Below are 16,877 nucleotides of genomic sequence, written 5' to 3'. Positions count from 1 at the left end.
GCGTGGTCCCTGTCGGCTCAGCGCGACCGCAGGGCCGCGAGGCCGCGATCCAGATCGTCTTTCAGATCGGCGATATCTTCCAGCCCGACCGAGAAGCGGATCGCGCCGTCGCTGATGCCCAGGCGGGCCCGTTCCTCGGCGCCGATCTTCATGTGCGTGGTGGTGGCCGGATGGGTGACCATGGAGCGTGCGTCGCCCAGATTGTTGGAGATCGCGATCAGCCGCAGCGCGTTCATGAAGGCGAACGCACCCTCCTTGCCGCCTGCGACCTCGAACGCCACCAGGGTGGAGGCGTCGCTCATCTGGCGTTTGGCCAGCTCGTATTGCGGATGGTCGGTGCGGCCGGGGTAGAAGACGCGGGTCACGCAATCGGCGGCGGCCAGATGGTCGGCGACGGCGGCGGCGTTTTCGGTCATTGCGCGCACGCGCAGCGACAGTGTTTCCAGCCCCTTCAGCATCACCCACGCATTGAAGGGCGACAGGGCGTTGCCGGTATTGCGGGTGAAGGGTTGCAGCGTGTCGGTGATCCAGTCGCGGCGGCCCAGCACCGCGCCGCCCAGCACGCGGCCCTGGCCGTCGATATGCTTGGTGCAGGAGTAGACGACCACGTCGGCACCCAGTTCCAGCGGCTTCTGGTACAGCGGGGTGGCGAAGACGTTATCGACCACCACCAGCGCGCCGGCCTTGTGCGCCAGTTCGGAGATCGCGGCGATATCCAGGATCTCGAGCATCGGGTTCGACGGGCTTTCCAGCAGCACCGCCGCCGTGGGGCGGGAGAGGGCGGCGGCCCAGGCGTCCAGGTCGCGCCCGTCGACGAATTCGGTCTCGACACCGTAGCGGGGCAGCAGGTTGGCGACGATCCAGTGGCAGGACCCGAACAATGCGCGCGATGCCACGACCCGGTCGCCGGCCTTGACGTGCGACAGGAGGGCCGAGGAAACGGCGCCCATGCCCGTGGAGGTCGCGATACAGGCCTCGGCCCCTTCCAAGTCCGCCAGGCGGGATTCCAGCGCCGCGACGGTGGGGTTGCCGAAACGGCTGTACTGATAATGGACCACGTCGCCGGTGAAGGTGGCCTCGGCCTGTTCGGCATTGTCGTAGACGAAGCCGGAGGTGAGGAACATCGCTTCGCTCGTCTCGCCGAAGGGCGTGCGCTCGATGCCCGCATGGAGCAGGCGGGTGGCGGGGCGGTAGGCGGAGGTGGAGTCGTTGCTCATCGTCAGTTCCCGGAACAAAACCGTCAGGAGGCCGAGGCTGGGAGCATCCGGGTGGCGAACCGGCTCCGTGGCCCCCGCGTCCTGGCGCGGAAATCCGACCGTGGAAACCGTGACGCCCGCGGAGTCTGGCGGTGTCAGGCCTCTTTAGCGCGTCTGTTTAACCTCGTCGCAAGCCGGCCGATCCAAATCACGAGGGCCCCGCAGCCCCCTGGGGCCATTGGACGTCAGGGTTATTGCGGATCGCGGGGCTGCTCGTCAACCATGTGGGGCGGGTGGGGGTGGATTGCATCGGGCCGGCCGGTGCGGTATAGGGCTAGCCGCGACGCGGGTGTAGTTCAATGGTAGAACGGCAGCTTCCCAAGCTGCATACGAGGGTTCGATTCCCTTCACCCGCTCCAGACTTGCTGATACATTCCGGTTGGTGGCGATCCGACGTGCGTTTTCTGCGCTTCGGCGCCCGGAAGCATGTGACGGCGTGGCCCTATGCGGCACTCTTGCTCATCAGACCGCATTTCTCAGTTGGCCGTCTGGCCGGGTAGCGGCGGGCCGCCCAATGCCTTCTGGCGGCATTGGGACGGGAGCGGTTTCCGGGCAATCGGGCTTGAGTTTCAGTCCTTGTGAGTGGCGACAAAGAGTTCGCCGTTTGCGTCGATCCAGCCGCGAAACATGCCTTCTGTGTTGAATTCCGCCGTGACCGTGCCGGCGTGGTCGATGGCGATGACGCCGCCGCCGATCCCCTGCGGCGTGAAGGACTCCGCCAGGATCATGCGAATCGCCGCCCCGACTGAGTGTCCGGCATAGCGCACGCGTGCAGCGATCTCGTGGCCGACCACGTGGCGGATGAACTGTTCGCCCTGTCCCGTGCAGGACACCGCGCAGATGCCGTTCCGCGCATAGGTGCCGGCACCGATGATGGCACTGTCGCCCACGCGGCCCACCGCCTTGTTGGTGAAGCCCCCGGTGGAGGTGGCAGCGGCGAGGTTGCCGTCGCAATCCAGTGCCACCGCGCCGACCGTGCCGTGCTTCTCGCTCTCGCTGGCGAAGGTGCCCAGCCGGTCGTGCGCGCGCATCGCCTGCAGCGCCTCTGCCCGACGCGGGGTGGTGAAATAGGATTGCGGCATCGTCTCCAGCCCATGGGCGGCGGCGTATTCGTCGGCTGCCGGGCCGGCCAGCATCATGGGGATATTCTGTTCCATGAGCCGTCGGGCCAACCGCACCGGGTTGCGCACGGCCCGTGCGCCCGCGACGGCACCCGCCAGCGCGGTCGCGCCGTCCATGATCGAGGCGTCCAGTTCATGCCCTCCCGCGGCGTTCAGTGCGGCGCCATGCCCGGCGTTGAAATGCGGGGAATCCTCCAGGGCCATCACGCAGGCTTCGACGGCCGCGACGGCAGGGCCGCCTTCGGACAGGATCGCGTATCCGGCTTCCAGCGCCTTGCGGATGTCGGCTCGCGCGTCGGCCCATTCCTCCTCGGACAGAAGGGAACGGGACATGACACCGCAGCCGCCATGCAGGGCGATGACGGGGCGGCGGGTCGGCGCGGGGCTCATGGCGTATCTCCCTGGGGGTGGGTCATGCACCAGGCCGCGACCTGCTCGTGTGTGGCGAACCAGACATCCCCCTTCTGCCGGGCGGCTTCGAGCAGGGCGGCGATCACGCCGATCCGGCTGCGATGGCCGCTGATATGCGGATGCAGCGTCAGCAGAAACAGCCCGCCTTCGTCATGGGCGCCCTGAAATTCTGCCAGAAAGATATCCAGTACGTCGCGCGGGGGCGTGTAGGGGCGGAGCGCCGAAAAGCGGTCGAAATTGAAATAGACGGCGTCGTCCCGGATCCATTCGGGCGGCAGTTCGACGATACCGGTGGGGCCCCCGTCCTGTACCAGTTCGTACGGATCATCGTCGGCCATCAGGCTGCTGTCGTATAGCAGGCCCATCTCGCGGATGATGGACAGCGTGTTGAGCGAGAAATCCCAGCTTGCCGTGCGGATGCCGACGACCAGCTTGCGGCTGATATCCTGTAGCACGTCCCGCGCGCGGGAGGTCAGGTCCCTTTCGGTTTCTGCGTCCAGATGGGTGTTGCGCTCGTGGATCCACGAATGGATGCCGATTTCATGCCCGTCGGCGACGATGCCGCGCACTTCCTCGGGATAGAGGAGAGCGGACACGGCAGGGTAGAAGAAGGTTGCGGGCACGCCATGGCGTTGCAGCAGCGCGCGGATACGCGGCACGCCGCGACGGTTGCCGTAATGGCCCTGGCTGATCCGCATCGGGCTTTCATCGCCGTCACGCAGCGGGATCGTGTCGTGGTCGGCGTCGAACGAGATGGCGAAGGCGCAGCGTGCGCCGTCCGGCCAGGCAGCGGGATGCAGCGAGCGCCCGGCCCTGGCGCGTCCGACGGCTGCGCGCCAGCGACTCTCGGGCCATTGCCAGGGAGGGAGAGGGGTGTCGGGAGGCGTCGTCATGGCAGGGTTTCCAGGATTGGTTCGTTGGCGGCCGGCGGTGGCGGAAGCGCGCGGCGCCAGTGTGCGTCCATCTTGCGGGCGAAGGGGATGAACAGGGCGGAAGCGAGGGCGACGAGCGCAGCCAGCGCGGCCAGGTTGCCGAACAGATGGGCATATCCGGCGATGGAAGCCGCGCCGAGACCTCCTGCCGGCCCGCGCGTGGCATCGGTGGCGACGAGGCTGCCGAGATAGCTGGCAAGGCCGCCGAGGACAGAGAAACACCCCATCAGGCGGCCGACGCCGTCGGGGGGTGCGTAGCGGGCGATGACGGCGAGCCCGAGGGCTGCGATCAGCAGTTCGCCCAATGAGAACAGCGCATATCCCGCGACCATCCACCAGGGCGAGACCGGCCCGGCCGCGCCAGCCAGTGCTGCCGCGCGCCACAGGACGAAGGAGCCGGTCAGCAGTACGAAGCCGGACAGGAAGCGGATTGGGACGGAAATCGGGCGCCCCTTCCGTTCGGCGCGGTAATAGAGTGCGGCGAGGCAGGGGGCGAACGCGACGATCCACAGATTGTTCAGCGACTGGAACTGGCCGGGTTGCAGCGCCCAGTCCATGCCCTCGAGGCGGATCGTGGCCGCGACGTGGTCGCGCGCGAAGCCGGTCAGTGAGGTCGCGATCTGCTGGTTGAACAGGAAGAACAGGATCGCTTCGGACTGGAGGGCGAAGGATAGTTTCAGGCCCGCGCGCCAGGCGGGTTTCGAACGCCGGTAGAGCATGATCCAGATCAGCAGGATGGCGGCGGCCGCGACCCAGATGCAGGCCCTCGCGAGCGCCGGATAGTGAAGCAGTGTAAAGGCCGCGCCGATACCGGCACCGAGCAGCAGCCACAGGCGGCGATCCGGCGCGCCGGCCGGCGGGGGCGCCGTGGCCGGCAGCGTCAGCGAGACCGCGAAACCGGCCCACAGCACGGCGGCGGCGATACCGAAGCTTGCCTGCCAGCCGATATGCACGGCGAGGAAGGGAATGGCGAGGGCCGCGATTGTCGCCCCGATATTGATGGACATGTAGTAGATGGTGAAAACGATATCGAGCCGGTCGTCGGCGCCGCTGAAGGCGTGACGCAGCAGGCTGGTGATGTTGGGCTTGAAGATGCCGCCGCCGCAGACCAGGACGGCCAGCACCAGCGAGACACCGGTCGCGCCGCCCATGCCGCTGGCCAGGCCGGTATAGCCGATGGCCAGCAGTGCGAGCGCGACGGCGACCGTCCGCCGGGCGCCCAGAATCCTGTCGCCAAGCCAGCCGCCCAGAACGGGCACGCCGAACATGAGGGCGCTGAATGCGCCCCACAGCATGATGGCGCCCTGTTCCGACAGACCCATGGTCCTGACGAAATACAGGACCGAGACGCTCTGCAGGCCGTAGAAGCCGAACCGTTCGCACAATTCGAGCGTGGCGATCCGCAGGAAGGTGCGTCGGCGGGGCTCCATCATGTCAGAACCTGGCGCTGATGGAGCCGAAGAACTGGCGGGGCGAGCCTGCCAGCAGGGACTGGCGGTCGCCCACCAGCGGGAAGCCCTGCTCGCCCACCGTCGAGATGTAGGGTGTGTTCAGCAGGTTGTAGACATCGAACGAGACCGAGAGGTCGCGGAAGATGCTCTGCTGGCCGAAGCTGTATCGCGCACCGACATTCGTCATCCAGAAGCCCGGCACGCTGGTATCGTTGGTGTAGCTGAGGTAGCGGCGTGAAATGTAGCTTGCATCGAAATGAGCCGAGAGCCCCTCGTAGCTGTAGGTCAGGCTCGTTTTGTACATGAACTGAGGGTAGGCGGGAACCTTCTTGCCCTGCAGATAATAGAGCACGCCTGCCGAGGTGATGTTGTTATCGTATGTCGAGCGATTGTAGCTGATGCTGTTGTCGATTGCGAGATGGCGGATCGGGTGGATCACGACGTCGGCATCCACGCCGTTCATGGTTACGCCGCCGAGATTGCCGACGGTCGAGGTCGGATTGACCAGCGAGCCGGAGGCCATGAGCCCGAGGCGGTTGGTGAAGTTCGAGCGGTAGGCGTCGACGGAAGCCGACACGACCTTGCCGTAATAATGATAGCCGACGACGTAGGTCCAGTTGCGTTCCGGACGCAATGTCCGGCGCGCGATATCGAATGCCGCCTGGTTTTTGACGCCCCACAGGGACGGCACGCTACCCGACTGGTAGCCTTCGTAGGTGAAGGCGCGCATGTTCTCTGCCACGTCGAAATAAAGCTCGTGGTTTTTGAGGAAATGCCAGTCGATATTGACGTGCGGCAGGAACGCTGCCGATGAGGTGACGCTGCCGTTCGGCAACTGGTCGACATGGGTGTAGGAGACGTTATTTTCGTTCGCACCGCCGGCCGTGGTGACGACGAGGGACTTGAAACCGCCGGTGATCGCGAGGCCCGGCAGGATGTGGTACGTATCGGTCAGGTGGTATTGGACCGTGTTGGTGTTGAAGCCCATGCCCCAGACCTGGGCGAACGGGCCGCCATAGGTGCTGAACGGGCCGACTGCGCCGATCGGAGCGCCCTGCCCGAGGGCGGGTTCGGAATAGTAATATTTTCCGATATCGTAACAATTATTCTCGAACCATACGCCCGTGCGCAGCACGTTGTTTTCGTAGGTGTGGGTCATCTCGGTCGTGAAACCCAGGCGCCGGACCTGCTCGGGGATGACCATGAACGATAGCGGGGCGCCGGTCGGCGATGCGACATAGGGGTTCGCCCAGGTCGAGTATTCCTGGCTGCCATGGCCGTAGAACAACGTCTTCCAGCGGATATGGTGGCCCATGTCGAAATCGAGTGTCAGGCCGCCCAGATAATCGCGTTCGGCCTGTCCGCCATTGTAGTAGGCGGCATCGGCGGGATCGGACAGCGAGGCGAAGGACGAGGGATAAATCCCCTGCGCGGCGAGGTAGGCGGTGCGGTAGTCGGGCGCGTAGTTGTCCAGGCGCTGGCCTACCTTGTGCAGCAGCTCCAGGGACAGGTCCTGGTATTCGTACTGGGCGAGATCGCTCCAGTTGAAAAATGCCTTGATACTGCTGTTGTTTCCGATGGGCTGGACGATCTTGGCATTGACCTGCTGGGTGAACTGGTCACCATAGCCTTTCCATTTATCGGCATCGACCCGCATATAGGATACATATGCCTTCGTTCCGAAAGGCGTGAAGGTGCCGGTATCGCCCTTTATGTAGGTGCGATAGCTGTTGTAGCTGCCGAACATCTGCGAGATCATGCCGCCTGCCTTGTCGGCCGGATCGGCGGAATAGAATTCCATCGCGCCGCCCAGTTCGCTGGTCGACGGAAGCGTGACGTCGCCGCCGCCCTGGCTGAGATTCATCCGGGCGATATTGTCCTGTGTGATCGCCGAATTGACGTCGAGGCCGTTATATTTGTTGTAAGACTGGTCCCCGAGCGGAATGCCGTCGAGCGTCGCGCCGAGCTGGCTCTGGTTGAAGCCGCGCACATAGAACGATTTCGAATAGATATCGAGGCCAAGGGGATCGTTGGACACGAAGTTCGCGCCCGTCAGGCTGCCGAGGATCTTGAGCGGGCTTGTGCCTGCGACGAATTTTTCCATGTCCTTCCTGGACACGTCTGTGATGGCGCTGTGGGCGGCCCGGAGTGCCGCGGTGACCATGACGTTTTCGTTCTTCGCGCTCGATGCCGCATGTGAACGCTCCGGTTTCGCATGCTGCTTCTGATGGGGCGTGGCGTTCTGCGGTGTCGCAGCCAGGGCGGTCGAGGACAGCAGCATGAAGGCTGCGGCGCCGAAGGGGTTCATCTTTCTGGTGAACATATGCGTGCCTGCGTCTCCGTTGCGTCATGTCGGGTCGTCGGGTCCGCCGGCAGGTCATTCATCGACCGGAACGAACCGTTATCGGATTAAGCACACAAAATGTTACTCTGCAATGATACAAAATGGACGATTTGGCGAATTTTAGCATCCTTGTGTGTAACAAGTTTCCGTCCTAATATGAGCAGGCACGTTGCGCCGTTCCCGAATGTTGTCGAACAGGTCCGGCGATGGAGGAGGAGGATCTCATTCGACAGGACAGCGCCAACCCGGAGGTGGTGGAACAGGATGGGGGCGAGCGCCTGGACGTGACCCTCTTTCGGATCGACAGGACTCTGGACCTGCCGATCGGAACGCAACTCAAGGGACAGATCGAATACGGGATCGGGCTCGGCGTCATCAGGCCGGGCCAGCGGCTTCCGCCTGTTCGCGAACTGGCCGAGCGGCTGGGCATTTCCCCGGTCACGGTGGGGCAGGTCTATGCCGAACTCAAGCGCGGCGGCGTACTGCGCGGACGGACCGGGGCAGGCACGTTCGTTGCCGACCTGATGGCCGGATGGTCGGCCCGAGGCGCGCGCGGCTCGGAGATCCAATCCGCGATCGATGTGTTGGTCACCCGTGCCCGGGCGCTGGGGCTGAGCACGAGCGAGGTCCTGGGCCTGGTCAGCGCGCGGATGGAAGGTGGCGGCCTGGGTGTGCCCCCGCCATCGGTGATGGTCGTCGGCAATTTCATGCAGACCACAATTGCCTATTGTCGGCAGATGGAGCGGCTGAGCGAGGGGAAGGTACGGTTTCTGCCGACGACCATCACCCAGTTGCAGACGAATCCGTCAGAACGGCAGCGTGTTGACTTGTGTCAGATGGCTGTGACATTTGCACATCGCCGCACCGAGGTCGCGCGTATGTTGCCCGGACTGGGCGTGGCGGTCATCACCTTCATTCCGTCGATGGAGACGCGGATGAAACTGGCGCAGATCGATCCGGGAAGTCGCGTCCTGCTCGTCGTCATCAATCCGGAGTTCGCGGGGTCGATGAAAGCCGGTGTCCAGCAGTTCGCGCCGCATATCGCGGAACCTGTGGTCGTCCTGATCGACGCGCCAGAATGCGAGGTCCTGACGAGGAATGCCGATGTGATCGTCTACGCCACCGGCGCGGATGATCTCGGGCTGAAATTCCCCGACGAATCGATCCATTTTGAATATCAGCACACGCCCAATCCCCATGACGTCAGCCGCCTGATCGCCGAGCTGACCGCACGGCGGCCGTGAGGGGCGCATGTCACAGGAAACATCATGAATTTACGCGAGATGAACTGGATGCAGGTCGAGGCCTATCTGGAGGCGGATGATCGCATCGTTATCCCGCTCGGTTCGACCGAACAACATGCCTATCTGAGCCTGTTCACGGATGCGATCCTGGCCGAGCGCGTGGCGCTTGAAGCCTGCGGACCGCTGGGGATTCCGGTCTGTCCTGTTGTGCCGTTCGGCATGACGCCGCGTTTTCTTGCCTATCCCGGCACGATTTCGCTGCGGACGGAAACTTATCTTGCCCTTCTTGAGGACCTCGTGACCAGCCTCCACGGCCAGGGGTTCCGTCGCTTTGTGTTTGTGAACGGGCACGGTGGAAATTGTCCGATCTGGTCGTCACTCTCATTGTGGTTCGAGAAAAATATCGATTGCAGAGGCGTATTTCATGATTGGTGGCGGGCGCCGGAAACCTGGCGTATCGTGACGGCGACCGATCCAGTGGCGATGCATGCGTCGTGGATGGAGAATTTTCCGTGGACGCGTATTGCGGGCATCGCCCAGCCGGATGAGGCGAAGCCGGCCATCATGCTGGAACAATTGCATGATGTGACGCCCGAAATGGTCAGGATTCGCCTGGGCGACGGCAATTTCGGCGGACGCTACGCACGCGCGGATGCGGAGATGCACGCCATATGGGCCATCGCGGTCGAGGAGACGCGGCGGGTCATTGCGGCGGTCTGATCACGGTCGGTACCCGACGGCGGTGCCGGCACAACCCGTTATTGCGGCGGTTGTTCCGTGTGATGTTGCGCCTGGAAGCGTTCGATCGAGCGGCGCAGGCCGGTGTCGGGGGCGGCGGGCATGGTGTCGCGGTAGGTGGTGCCGTTCCAGACCCAGCGGTCGGTGCCGTCCACGATCAGGTCGCGCATGCCGCCATGGAGGCGGTGTGAGAGGGCGATCGGTCCGCTGACGGAATCCAGCACCTTGACCCAGTCGCGCCGGCCGCGCCGCAGGTAGACCGAGGTGGCGCAGCCGGCCGAGCCGCACAGATTGGCCGATTGCAGTTGCACGAACAGGGCCGCGTCCCCGGCACGGGTCGAGAGGGGGGCGGAGCCGACCAGGACCACGGGCGTATCGCCCTTGCGCGTGGCCGCCGCCAGGTCGGCTGCATTGAGCGTGCGGGCTGCCTGGTCCAGCGCGCCGCCGGGTTGCTGGGCCAGGATGACCGGATCGCCGCTCTCGGTCGCGGGGGCTGCCGGGTGGTGGGGTGCGGCCAGGGCGAGGGCGGCGGGGGCGAGCGCCATGGCGGCGGCCAGGGTGGCGAGCAGGCTTGTATGACGGGGCGGGCGAATCATGCGATGAGGTCCGTCGGTTCGCGGGCGGTCCTGGGGGCCGCCTGGGGAAAGGCTGGCTCCGGACCGCGATCCGGAGCCCCGTGAGGGGAGTAACGCATGAACGAGACCGAAAGGACACAGCCGGGTCTGTACCGCCATTACAAGGGCGGCCTGTACACGCTGATCTGTGTCGGCCGGCATTCCGAGACCGAGGAATGGCTGGTGACCTATCGCAGCGAGGCGCGCGGCGATTACTGGGTGCGGCCGCTGGCCATGTGGATCGAGGAGGTGGACGGCGTGCCCCGTTTCAGCCCCGTGCGGGAGGCGACGGGCTGATCGGGCGGCCTGTTGCCTTTTTGAATCGATCGCCGCACGATCGCGGGATGTCGCGATTCTCCGTTGTCTGTGCCCTGGCCGCCGGCCTGATCCTGCCCGGGGAGGCCCTTGCCGCGCCCCAATCCGTATCGCCCGACGCCGCGTCGCGCGCTTTCGCGCTGCTGGGCCGTGATCCGGCGCGGCTGGATATGCTGCTGCGGGCCATGCCCAAGGGCGCGGACCTGCATAATCATCTGGCCGGTGCCGTCTATGCCGAGAGCATGCTGGACTGGGCGGCGCGGGATGGATTGTGCGTCTCGCCCGTGCAGGGGCGTATTCTGGCCGGGGGCTGCGTGGCGGGTGGTGACGGGGTTCGGGCTGCCGATCTGTCGGGGCGGCCGGATATGCGGGCGGATATGATCGATGCGTTGTCGATGCGCGATTTCGTGCCGACCGCGTCCGACCGGTCGGGGCATGACCATTTCTTTGCGACCTTTGCGCGCTTCATGCCCGCGCAGGCGGCCCATGGCGGCGACATGCTGGCCGAGGCGGCGACGCATGCGGCCGGCGATCATGTCCTGTATCTGGAATTGATGATTTCGCCCCAGCTTGGCGCGGCGGCGGGGCTGGGGGCGCGGCATCCTCTGCATGACGAGGCGTTTGCCGAGGCTGACCGGGCCATCGGCCCCGACCTGCCGGCGCTGGTTGGGGCGGCGCGGCAGGATGTCGACGCCATGGAGGCGCGGATGCGGGCCGTGCTGCGGTGCGGAACGGCGCAGGCTGCGCCGGGATGCGGGGTGACGGTGCGCTATCTGTACCAGACGATCCGCACCATGCCGCCTGCCATGGTCTTTCCGCAGCTTGATTTCGGTTATGCGCTCGTCCATGCCGATCCGCGTTTTGTCGGTGTGAATATCGTGGCACCCGAGGACGATGCGGTGGCGATGCGCGATTACGGGCTGCATATGCGCATGTTCGGCTGGCTGGCCGCGCGCGATCCGGGGGTGAAGCTGTCGCTGCATGCGGGGGAACTGGCGCCCGGCATGGTGCCGCCCGAGGGGTTGCGCGACCATATCCGGCAGGCGGTCGAGGTGGCGGGGGCGCGCCGGATCGGCCATGGGGTCGATATCCTGCATGAGGACGATCCGGACGGGCTGATGGCGGAGATGGCGCGGCGCCGGGTGATGGTGGAGATCAACCTGACCAGCAACGATGTCATTCTCGGCATTGCCGGGGCGGGGCATCCGTTCGATGCCTATCGCGCGGCGGGGGTGCCGGTGGCGCTGTCGACCGATGACGAGGGGGTGTCGCGGATCGACCTGACGCATGAATATGCGCGGGCGGCGACGGTCTATGCGCTGGATTATGCCGCCTTGCGCGATCTGTCGCGTGCCGGGCTGGAATATGCCTTTGTTCCTGGCGAGAGCCTGTGGCGCGGGGTGGCGCCGTATCGGATGGTTGCGGCCTGTGCGTCCGTGCCGACGGGGGCAATGCCGGCTAGCGGCGCATGCCATGATTTTCTGGCCGCGAGTGCCCGGGCGCGTCTGCAATGGGCGCTGGAAGCGCGGCTGCATGATTTCGAAACCATGATGATCCGCGAAGCGGGGCAGGGTGCTGGCTCCGCGCGGCCGAAAGGATATGGACCGGCATGATGACGCACGCATCGCGCAAACGATTGGGCCGGTGGCTGGCGGGGGCCTGCCTGCTGGGCGGCATGGCTGCCTGTGGGAGTGCCGGGGCCCGTGCGGCGCAGATCCCCGTGCGCGTGGTGGTGGTGACGACATTCGAGATCGGCAAGGATACCGGTGACGTGCCGGGCGAATTCCAGACCTGGGTGGAAAAGCTGCCGCTGAAGCAGGAACTGCCGGCGCCGGGCACCTGGCATGGGGTGATGCGCTATAATCCGGACCTTCAGGTGCTGGGCATCGCCACCGGTGAAGGACCGGAACATATGGCTTCGGCCATCACCGCGCTGGTGCTGGACCCGCGTTTCGACCTGCGGCGAACCTATTTCGTGCTGGCGGGCATTGCCGGGATCGATCCCAATTTCTCGTCGATCGGTGGGGCTGCGTGGGCACCGCGCGTCATCAATGGCGGGCTGTCGCATGCGATCGATGCGCGGGAGATACCGTCCGACTGGCCGGATGGTTATACGCCGGTCCAGGGCAGCACGCCGACCGACAGGCCGGTGCCGCCTTTGCATTCGCTGTCGGGCGACATGGAATATACGCTCAATCCGGCGCTGGTCGGCTGGGCGTATAATCTGACGCGTTCGCTGGCACTGCCCGACACGCCGGCGCTGAAGGCGATCCGGGCGCGCTATGTCGGGTATCCGCAGGCGCAGAAGCCGCCTGCCGTGCTGCTGGGCGACACGCTGTCCAGCGAGACCTTCTGGGTCGGCGAGCGGATGAACCGCTGGGCGGAGCGCTGGGTCGGCTACTGGACCGAGGGCAAGGGCACCTTCGCGACCACGGCCGAGGAGGAAATCGGCCTGATGCAGGCGCTGACGCTTCAGGCGCAGGTCGGGCGTGTGGACCCGCAGCGGGTACTGGTGCTGCGGACCGGCAGCAATTTCGACATGCCGCCGCCGGGCGAGAGTGCGGCTGAATTGCTGAAATCCGAGGCCAGCGAGGGCGGGTATTCAGGTTATCTGCCCTCGGTCGCTGCCGCCTATCAGGTCGGCAGCGTCGTGGTGCGCGAACTGGCGCTGCATTGGGACCGGTATGCCGACCATGTGCCGGGCACGCCGCTGATGCAGGGCAAATAGACGGCCGTTAGCGCGGCCACCCGGCCGCGATGCGTTCCGCCAGATCGTCCAAAATCGACTGGGTCAGTGTTGCGACCTGATCGTCGGTCGTGGCGGGGCCCTGGCGGGTCAGGGTGGCGCGCTGGTGGATCAGCGGCTGGTGTTCGTCATGCGGGATGATCGACCAGTCGGCGGCCAGTGACGCGGTGCCGTCATGGGCGATGTCCAGACGGCTGATATTGACCGCCAGCCGCCAGGTGGCGGGCAGGATTTGTGGCTGGTCGGTCACGAACAGGTCGGTGCGGCTCTGGGCCAGTCGCGCGGTGATCAGGTCGGTGGCGCCCAGGGACAGGCGGCTGGCCCAGCGGCCGGTGGCGCTGCGTTCGATCCGGTTGCCGTCGCGGGCGATCAGGTCCTGGCCATCCAGATAATCGGGCAGGGTGACGCGGGCGACCGCGACGGTCGGCGTTGCCGGCGTGACGGCGCCGACCGGCACCGCACCCGTTGCGATGGCCGGTGCGCCCAGCGTGTAGAATCGCACTGGCGGCGACGCGCAGGCGGCGAGCAGGGCGGGGAGAACGAGGCCAGCCAGCCACGCCGGAACGCGTTGATCCCGGCGTGGGAGAGGCTGTTCTCCCAGCCGGTCTGCCGAGCGAGAGGGCCGCGAAGCGGGCCGCCCGGCGTGTGTTTCCGAGCACCGGAGCGGAGCGGCCTTGATGGCCGTGAGCACCGGAGCGCAAGAAACGCGCGTCGGATCGCCGGCAGACCGGCTGGGAGAATAGCCTCTCATGGGCGGCGTCCTGTTAGGAGGAGTTGCGGATTGCGTTCGACGTCGCTGGCGAAGCCGCGCAGGGCAGCGGCGGCGGCGGACAGGTCGCGCAGGGTGGAGTCGATGTTCGCGCGGTCGGCCGAGCGGGGCGATGTCATGTCGTGCAGGGCGGACAGGCTCTCGCGGGCCTGGATCACCGTGTCGTTGGCGTTGCGCAGCACTTCGTGCAGGTCGGCGCCGCGGGCATCGAGCTGCTGGGTGCCGGTATTGGCCAGCCGGTCGATGGCCGTCAGCGTCGTACCCAGCCGTTGCTCCAGGTCCTGGATGGCGTGGGTCGCGCTGTCGACGGCGATGCGCGAATGGTCGGAGGTCTCTTTGATGCTGTCGACCAGCGGAGGCAGGTCCTGATCCAGCCGTTCGCTCAACTGCTTGATGCTGGCGAGCGCTGCCTGGGCGTTGTCGGCCAGTTCCTTCAGGGGAAGCTGGGTCAGGGTTTCCTGCACCTTCTGGATCGCGGACTGGCGGGTCGGGATCTCGACCCGCTTGCCGGATACGATGTCGGGGTGCAGGACCGCAGGGGCGGAGGGGTCGAAATCGAGGTCGATCTCCGCCTGGCCGGTGACGAAACTTTGCATGTTCAGCGAGGCGCGCAGCCCGTGGTCGATCATGCTCTGCAGGGTCAGGCTGTGGTGGCTGCCTGACCTGCCGGCGATCGAGATGCGGTTGGGCTGGAGTTCGACCGTTACCGGGATATAGGCGGCATGGGTTCGGGCATCATAGGTGATCGAGATGGAATCGACCGCGCCGACCCGCACCCCGCGGAAGGTGACCGACGCGCCGATGCTGAGGCCCGAAGTCGAGCCCTGGAACACCACGGTAGCTTGCCTTGTGGGCGAGAAGAGGTTGAAATTTCCGAAGAATATCAGGGCCCCCATGCCCAGGGCCACACCCCCGACGACAAAGGCGCCAACGATCGTTTCTCGATTTGCCATGGGTCAGTCGGTCCTCCCGGACTCGGTTTCGCGTTCGCGGTGCATGAAGGCGTGGACTTGCGGTTCGTCGCAGTGATCGTGGAGCCAGGACGGCGCACCGTGGGCGATCGGGGTCTTGGTCTTGGCGTCGAGGAAGATCCCGTCATCGGCGATCTTGAACAGGCTGGGCAGTTCGTGGCTGACGATGACGATGGTGGCCCCCAGACCGTCGCGCAGGTTCAGGATCAGATCGTCCAGCCGGGCCGACGTGATCGGGTCGAGCCCGGCGGAGGGCTCGTCGAAGAACAATATGTCCGGGTCCAGCGCCATGGCACGGGCCAGGCCGGCGCGCTTCTTCATGCCGCCGCTGAGCTCGGACGGGTATTGGTCGATGGCGTGCAGCATGTCGACCAGCCCCAGCTTGAGTTCCACCTGGCTGCGGACGGTGGCGGGGTCCATCTTCGTGAGCATCTGCATCGGCAGGGCGACGTTTTCGCCGACCGTGAGCGAACTCCATAGCGCGGCACTCTGAAACAGCACGCCGAAGCGTCGGCTGACCGTCTGGCGGTGGGCTGGGTCGGCCGTCCAGTAATCCTCGCTATCGACCAGGTAATGGCCGGCGGTGGGGCGCAACAGGCCGATCATGCTCTTGAGGACGGTGCTCTTGCCGCAGCCCGAGCCGCCCATGACGGCGAAGATGCTGCCGCGCTTGATGTCGAAGGAAATGTCCTTCTGGATCACTTTCGGCCCGAAGGCGAGCGTGATGCCCTGGAGGGACATCAGCGTGTCGCTTGTATCGGCGGCGGGGGTTTGTGGCGCCATGTCAGATTCCGATCGTCGTCGCGATGACGGCGAAGATCGCGTCCAGCGCGATGACGCCCACGATCCCGACCACCACGGCGCGGGTTGCGGCCACGCCGACATCGGCGGCGCTGCGCCCGGCCTGCAGGCCGATGCGGCAACTGGTCAGCCCGATCAGGATGGCGAAGAAGATGCTCTTGATGAACCCGAACACGAACTGGTTCAGCGCCACGGCATTGAGCGTCTGGTGGAAATAGCCGGCGCCGGTGACGGACAGCATGCCGATCGCCACCGTGAAGCCGCCGAGCATCCCGACCAGGCATCCGTACAGATACAGGAAGGGCATGGTGGCGGTCAGGCTGAGGATCGACGGCAGGATGATATAGCTCGAGACCGGGATACCGAAGACGGTCAGGGCGTCGATTTCCTCGTTGCCCTGCATGGTGGCGATGCGCGCGGCATAGGCGCCGCCGGTGCGGCCGGCCATGATGATCGCCGTCATGACCGCCGACATCTCGCGCACCATGGCGATGCCGACCAGGCTGGCGACATAGATATCGGCCGCGAATTTGCGCAGTTGGACCGCGCCGACGAAGGCCAGGATCGCGCCGACCAGGAAGTTCACGACGCTGACGATCAGCAGCGCCGACGGGCCGGCGTCGCGGATGTTCGACATCAGGTCGGTCAGGCGCATCCGGCCGCGGCCGGTCACGCTGGCCACGCCGCCGCGGGCGGTCTCGATGCCCAGCTCGGTCACGGTGCCGATTTCGGTCAGGCTGTCGATGGTGACGGTGCCGATGGCCGCCAGGGGGGCGTAGCGACGGCGAGGCAAGGGCGGAGCCGGCGCGGGACGGTCGGGCAGCAGATCGAGCAGCTTGCGCGCCGCGTCCGGCAGGGTCTCGGCGCGCATGTCGAGTTGGGCCTGTGCCGCGCCCTGCTTGAGGGCCCACAGGAAGCCGATCAGCCCGGTATCCCAACGGCCGAGATCATGGGTTTGGAAAATCAGCTTCTGGCCGGGGCGCGCCTGCCGCAGGCCATCGGCCGGAAACTCCGGAAGATGGCCCTGCTGCGCGATCCAGTCGCCGGACAGGACGATCACGTTGGCATTGTCGCCGGCTTGCAGGGACCATTCCGGTTGGCCGCGATCGGTACTGTTCACAGCCTCTCCATATCGCAGGACATTCCCGTGGCGGGTGGTCTGGG

The 16,877-nt window shown here is 65.8% G+C and carries 15 protein-coding genes, 1 tRNA gene and 1 riboswitch; of the genes, 6 read left to right on the top strand and 10 right to left on the bottom strand.

Annotated features, from left to right (window positions below; translation table 11 throughout):
• Positions 1 to 17 precede the first annotated feature (17 nt).
• On the bottom strand, positions 18 to 1,217 hold the full coding sequence (metZ, locus tag HLH36_RS11630; RefSeq protein ID WP_182986533.1) for an O-succinylhomoserine sulfhydrylase: 1,200 nt from the start codon (positions 1,215 to 1,217) through the stop codon (positions 18 to 20).
• A gap of 123 nt (positions 1,218 to 1,340) precedes the next feature.
• Positions 1,341 to 1,421: riboswitch (SAM riboswitch) on the bottom strand.
• A gap of 120 nt (positions 1,422 to 1,541) precedes the next feature.
• On the opposite strand from metZ, the gene HLH36_RS11625 reads away from it, so the two are divergent.
• Positions 1,542 to 1,615, top strand: a tRNA-Gly gene (locus HLH36_RS11625).
• Positions 1,616 to 1,825: 210 nt separating this feature from the next.
• On the opposite strand, the gene HLH36_RS11620 is transcribed toward HLH36_RS11625, so the two are convergent.
• Genes HLH36_RS11620 through HLH36_RS11605 form a run of 4 tightly spaced genes read right to left on the bottom strand, consistent with a single transcriptional unit; the run spans position 1,826 to position 7,494 of the window.
• On the bottom strand, positions 1,826 to 2,767 hold the full coding sequence (locus tag HLH36_RS11620) for an isoaspartyl peptidase/L-asparaginase family protein (protein WP_182986532.1): 942 nt from the start codon (positions 2,765 to 2,767) through the stop codon (positions 1,826 to 1,828).
• Complete coding sequence (locus HLH36_RS11615; RefSeq protein ID WP_182986531.1) at positions 2,764 to 3,681, bottom strand: polysaccharide deacetylase family protein; 918 nt, start codon at positions 3,679 to 3,681, stop codon at positions 2,764 to 2,766. Before HLH36_RS11615 ends, HLH36_RS11620 begins: the two co-directional genes overlap by 4 nt.
• Positions 3,678 to 5,153, bottom strand: a complete 1,476-nt coding sequence (locus HLH36_RS11610) for a peptide MFS transporter (RefSeq protein WP_182986530.1) — start codon at positions 5,151 to 5,153, stop codon at positions 3,678 to 3,680. Before HLH36_RS11610 ends, HLH36_RS11615 begins: the two co-directional genes overlap by 4 nt.
• Position 5,154: 1 nt before the next feature.
• Entirely contained in the window at positions 5,155 to 7,494 is a 2,340-nt protein-coding gene (locus tag HLH36_RS11605) for a TonB-dependent receptor domain-containing protein (RefSeq protein ID WP_246376753.1), read from the bottom strand.
• Between the two features lie 227 nt (positions 7,495 to 7,721).
• On the opposite strand from HLH36_RS11605, the gene HLH36_RS11600 reads away from it, so the two are divergent.
• Complete coding sequence (locus HLH36_RS11600; protein ID WP_182967660.1) at positions 7,722 to 8,759, top strand: GntR family transcriptional regulator; 1,038 nt, start codon at positions 7,722 to 7,724, stop codon at positions 8,757 to 8,759.
• A gap of 24 nt (positions 8,760 to 8,783) precedes the next feature.
• Positions 8,784 to 9,479, top strand: coding sequence for a creatininase family protein (locus HLH36_RS11595; RefSeq protein WP_182986529.1), 696 nt, complete (start codon positions 8,784 to 8,786; stop codon positions 9,477 to 9,479).
• A 38-nt stretch (positions 9,480 to 9,517) separates the two neighbouring features.
• On the opposite strand, the gene HLH36_RS11590 is transcribed toward HLH36_RS11595, so the two are convergent.
• On the bottom strand, positions 9,518 to 10,042 hold the full coding sequence (locus HLH36_RS11590; protein ID WP_408871884.1) for a hypothetical protein: 525 nt from the start codon (positions 10,040 to 10,042) through the stop codon (positions 9,518 to 9,520).
• A 147-nt stretch (positions 10,043 to 10,189) separates the two neighbouring features.
• On the opposite strand from HLH36_RS11590, the gene HLH36_RS11585 reads away from it, so the two are divergent.
• The 3 genes from HLH36_RS11585 to HLH36_RS11575 all read left to right on the top strand — a co-directional run bounded on the left by HLH36_RS11585 (position 10,190) and on the right by HLH36_RS11575 (position 13,154).
• Positions 10,190 to 10,408, top strand: coding sequence for a DUF1653 domain-containing protein (locus HLH36_RS11585; RefSeq protein ID WP_182986527.1), 219 nt, complete (start codon positions 10,190 to 10,192; stop codon positions 10,406 to 10,408).
• 47 nt (positions 10,409 to 10,455) lie between these two features.
• Complete coding sequence (locus tag HLH36_RS11580) at positions 10,456 to 12,039, top strand: adenosine deaminase family protein (protein ID WP_182986526.1); 1,584 nt, start codon at positions 10,456 to 10,458, stop codon at positions 12,037 to 12,039.
• Positions 12,040 to 12,101: 62 nt separating this feature from the next.
• A complete protein-coding gene (locus HLH36_RS11575; RefSeq protein ID WP_246376766.1) occupies positions 12,102 to 13,154 on the top strand; it encodes a purine nucleoside permease in 1,053 nt (350 codons plus the stop codon).
• A gap of 7 nt (positions 13,155 to 13,161) precedes the next feature.
• Here HLH36_RS11575 and HLH36_RS11570 read toward each other — a convergent pair whose 3' ends face one another.
• From HLH36_RS11570 to HLH36_RS11555, 4 genes are all read right to left on the bottom strand, one after another.
• Complete coding sequence (locus tag HLH36_RS11570; RefSeq protein WP_338030438.1) at positions 13,162 to 13,674, bottom strand: PqiC family protein; 513 nt, start codon at positions 13,672 to 13,674, stop codon at positions 13,162 to 13,164.
• Between the two features lie 245 nt (positions 13,675 to 13,919).
• Positions 13,920 to 14,894, bottom strand: coding sequence for an MlaD family protein (locus HLH36_RS11565; protein ID WP_182986524.1), 975 nt, complete (start codon positions 14,892 to 14,894; stop codon positions 13,920 to 13,922).
• A gap of 3 nt (positions 14,895 to 14,897) precedes the next feature.
• Entirely contained in the window at positions 14,898 to 15,695 is a 798-nt protein-coding gene (locus HLH36_RS11560; protein WP_182986523.1) for an ABC transporter ATP-binding protein, read from the bottom strand.
• Between the two features lies 1 nt (position 15,696).
• On the bottom strand, positions 15,697 to 16,833 hold the full coding sequence (locus HLH36_RS11555; RefSeq protein ID WP_182986522.1) for an ABC transporter permease: 1,137 nt from the start codon (positions 16,831 to 16,833) through the stop codon (positions 15,697 to 15,699).
• Positions 16,834 to 16,877 lie beyond the last annotated feature (44 nt).

It is taken from the genome of Gluconacetobacter aggeris, from assembly GCF_014174395.1.
Classification (GTDB): Bacteria; Pseudomonadota; Alphaproteobacteria; order Acetobacterales; family Acetobacteraceae; genus Gluconacetobacter; species Gluconacetobacter aggeris.
This window is presented reverse-complemented; position numbering and strand designations above follow the sequence as displayed.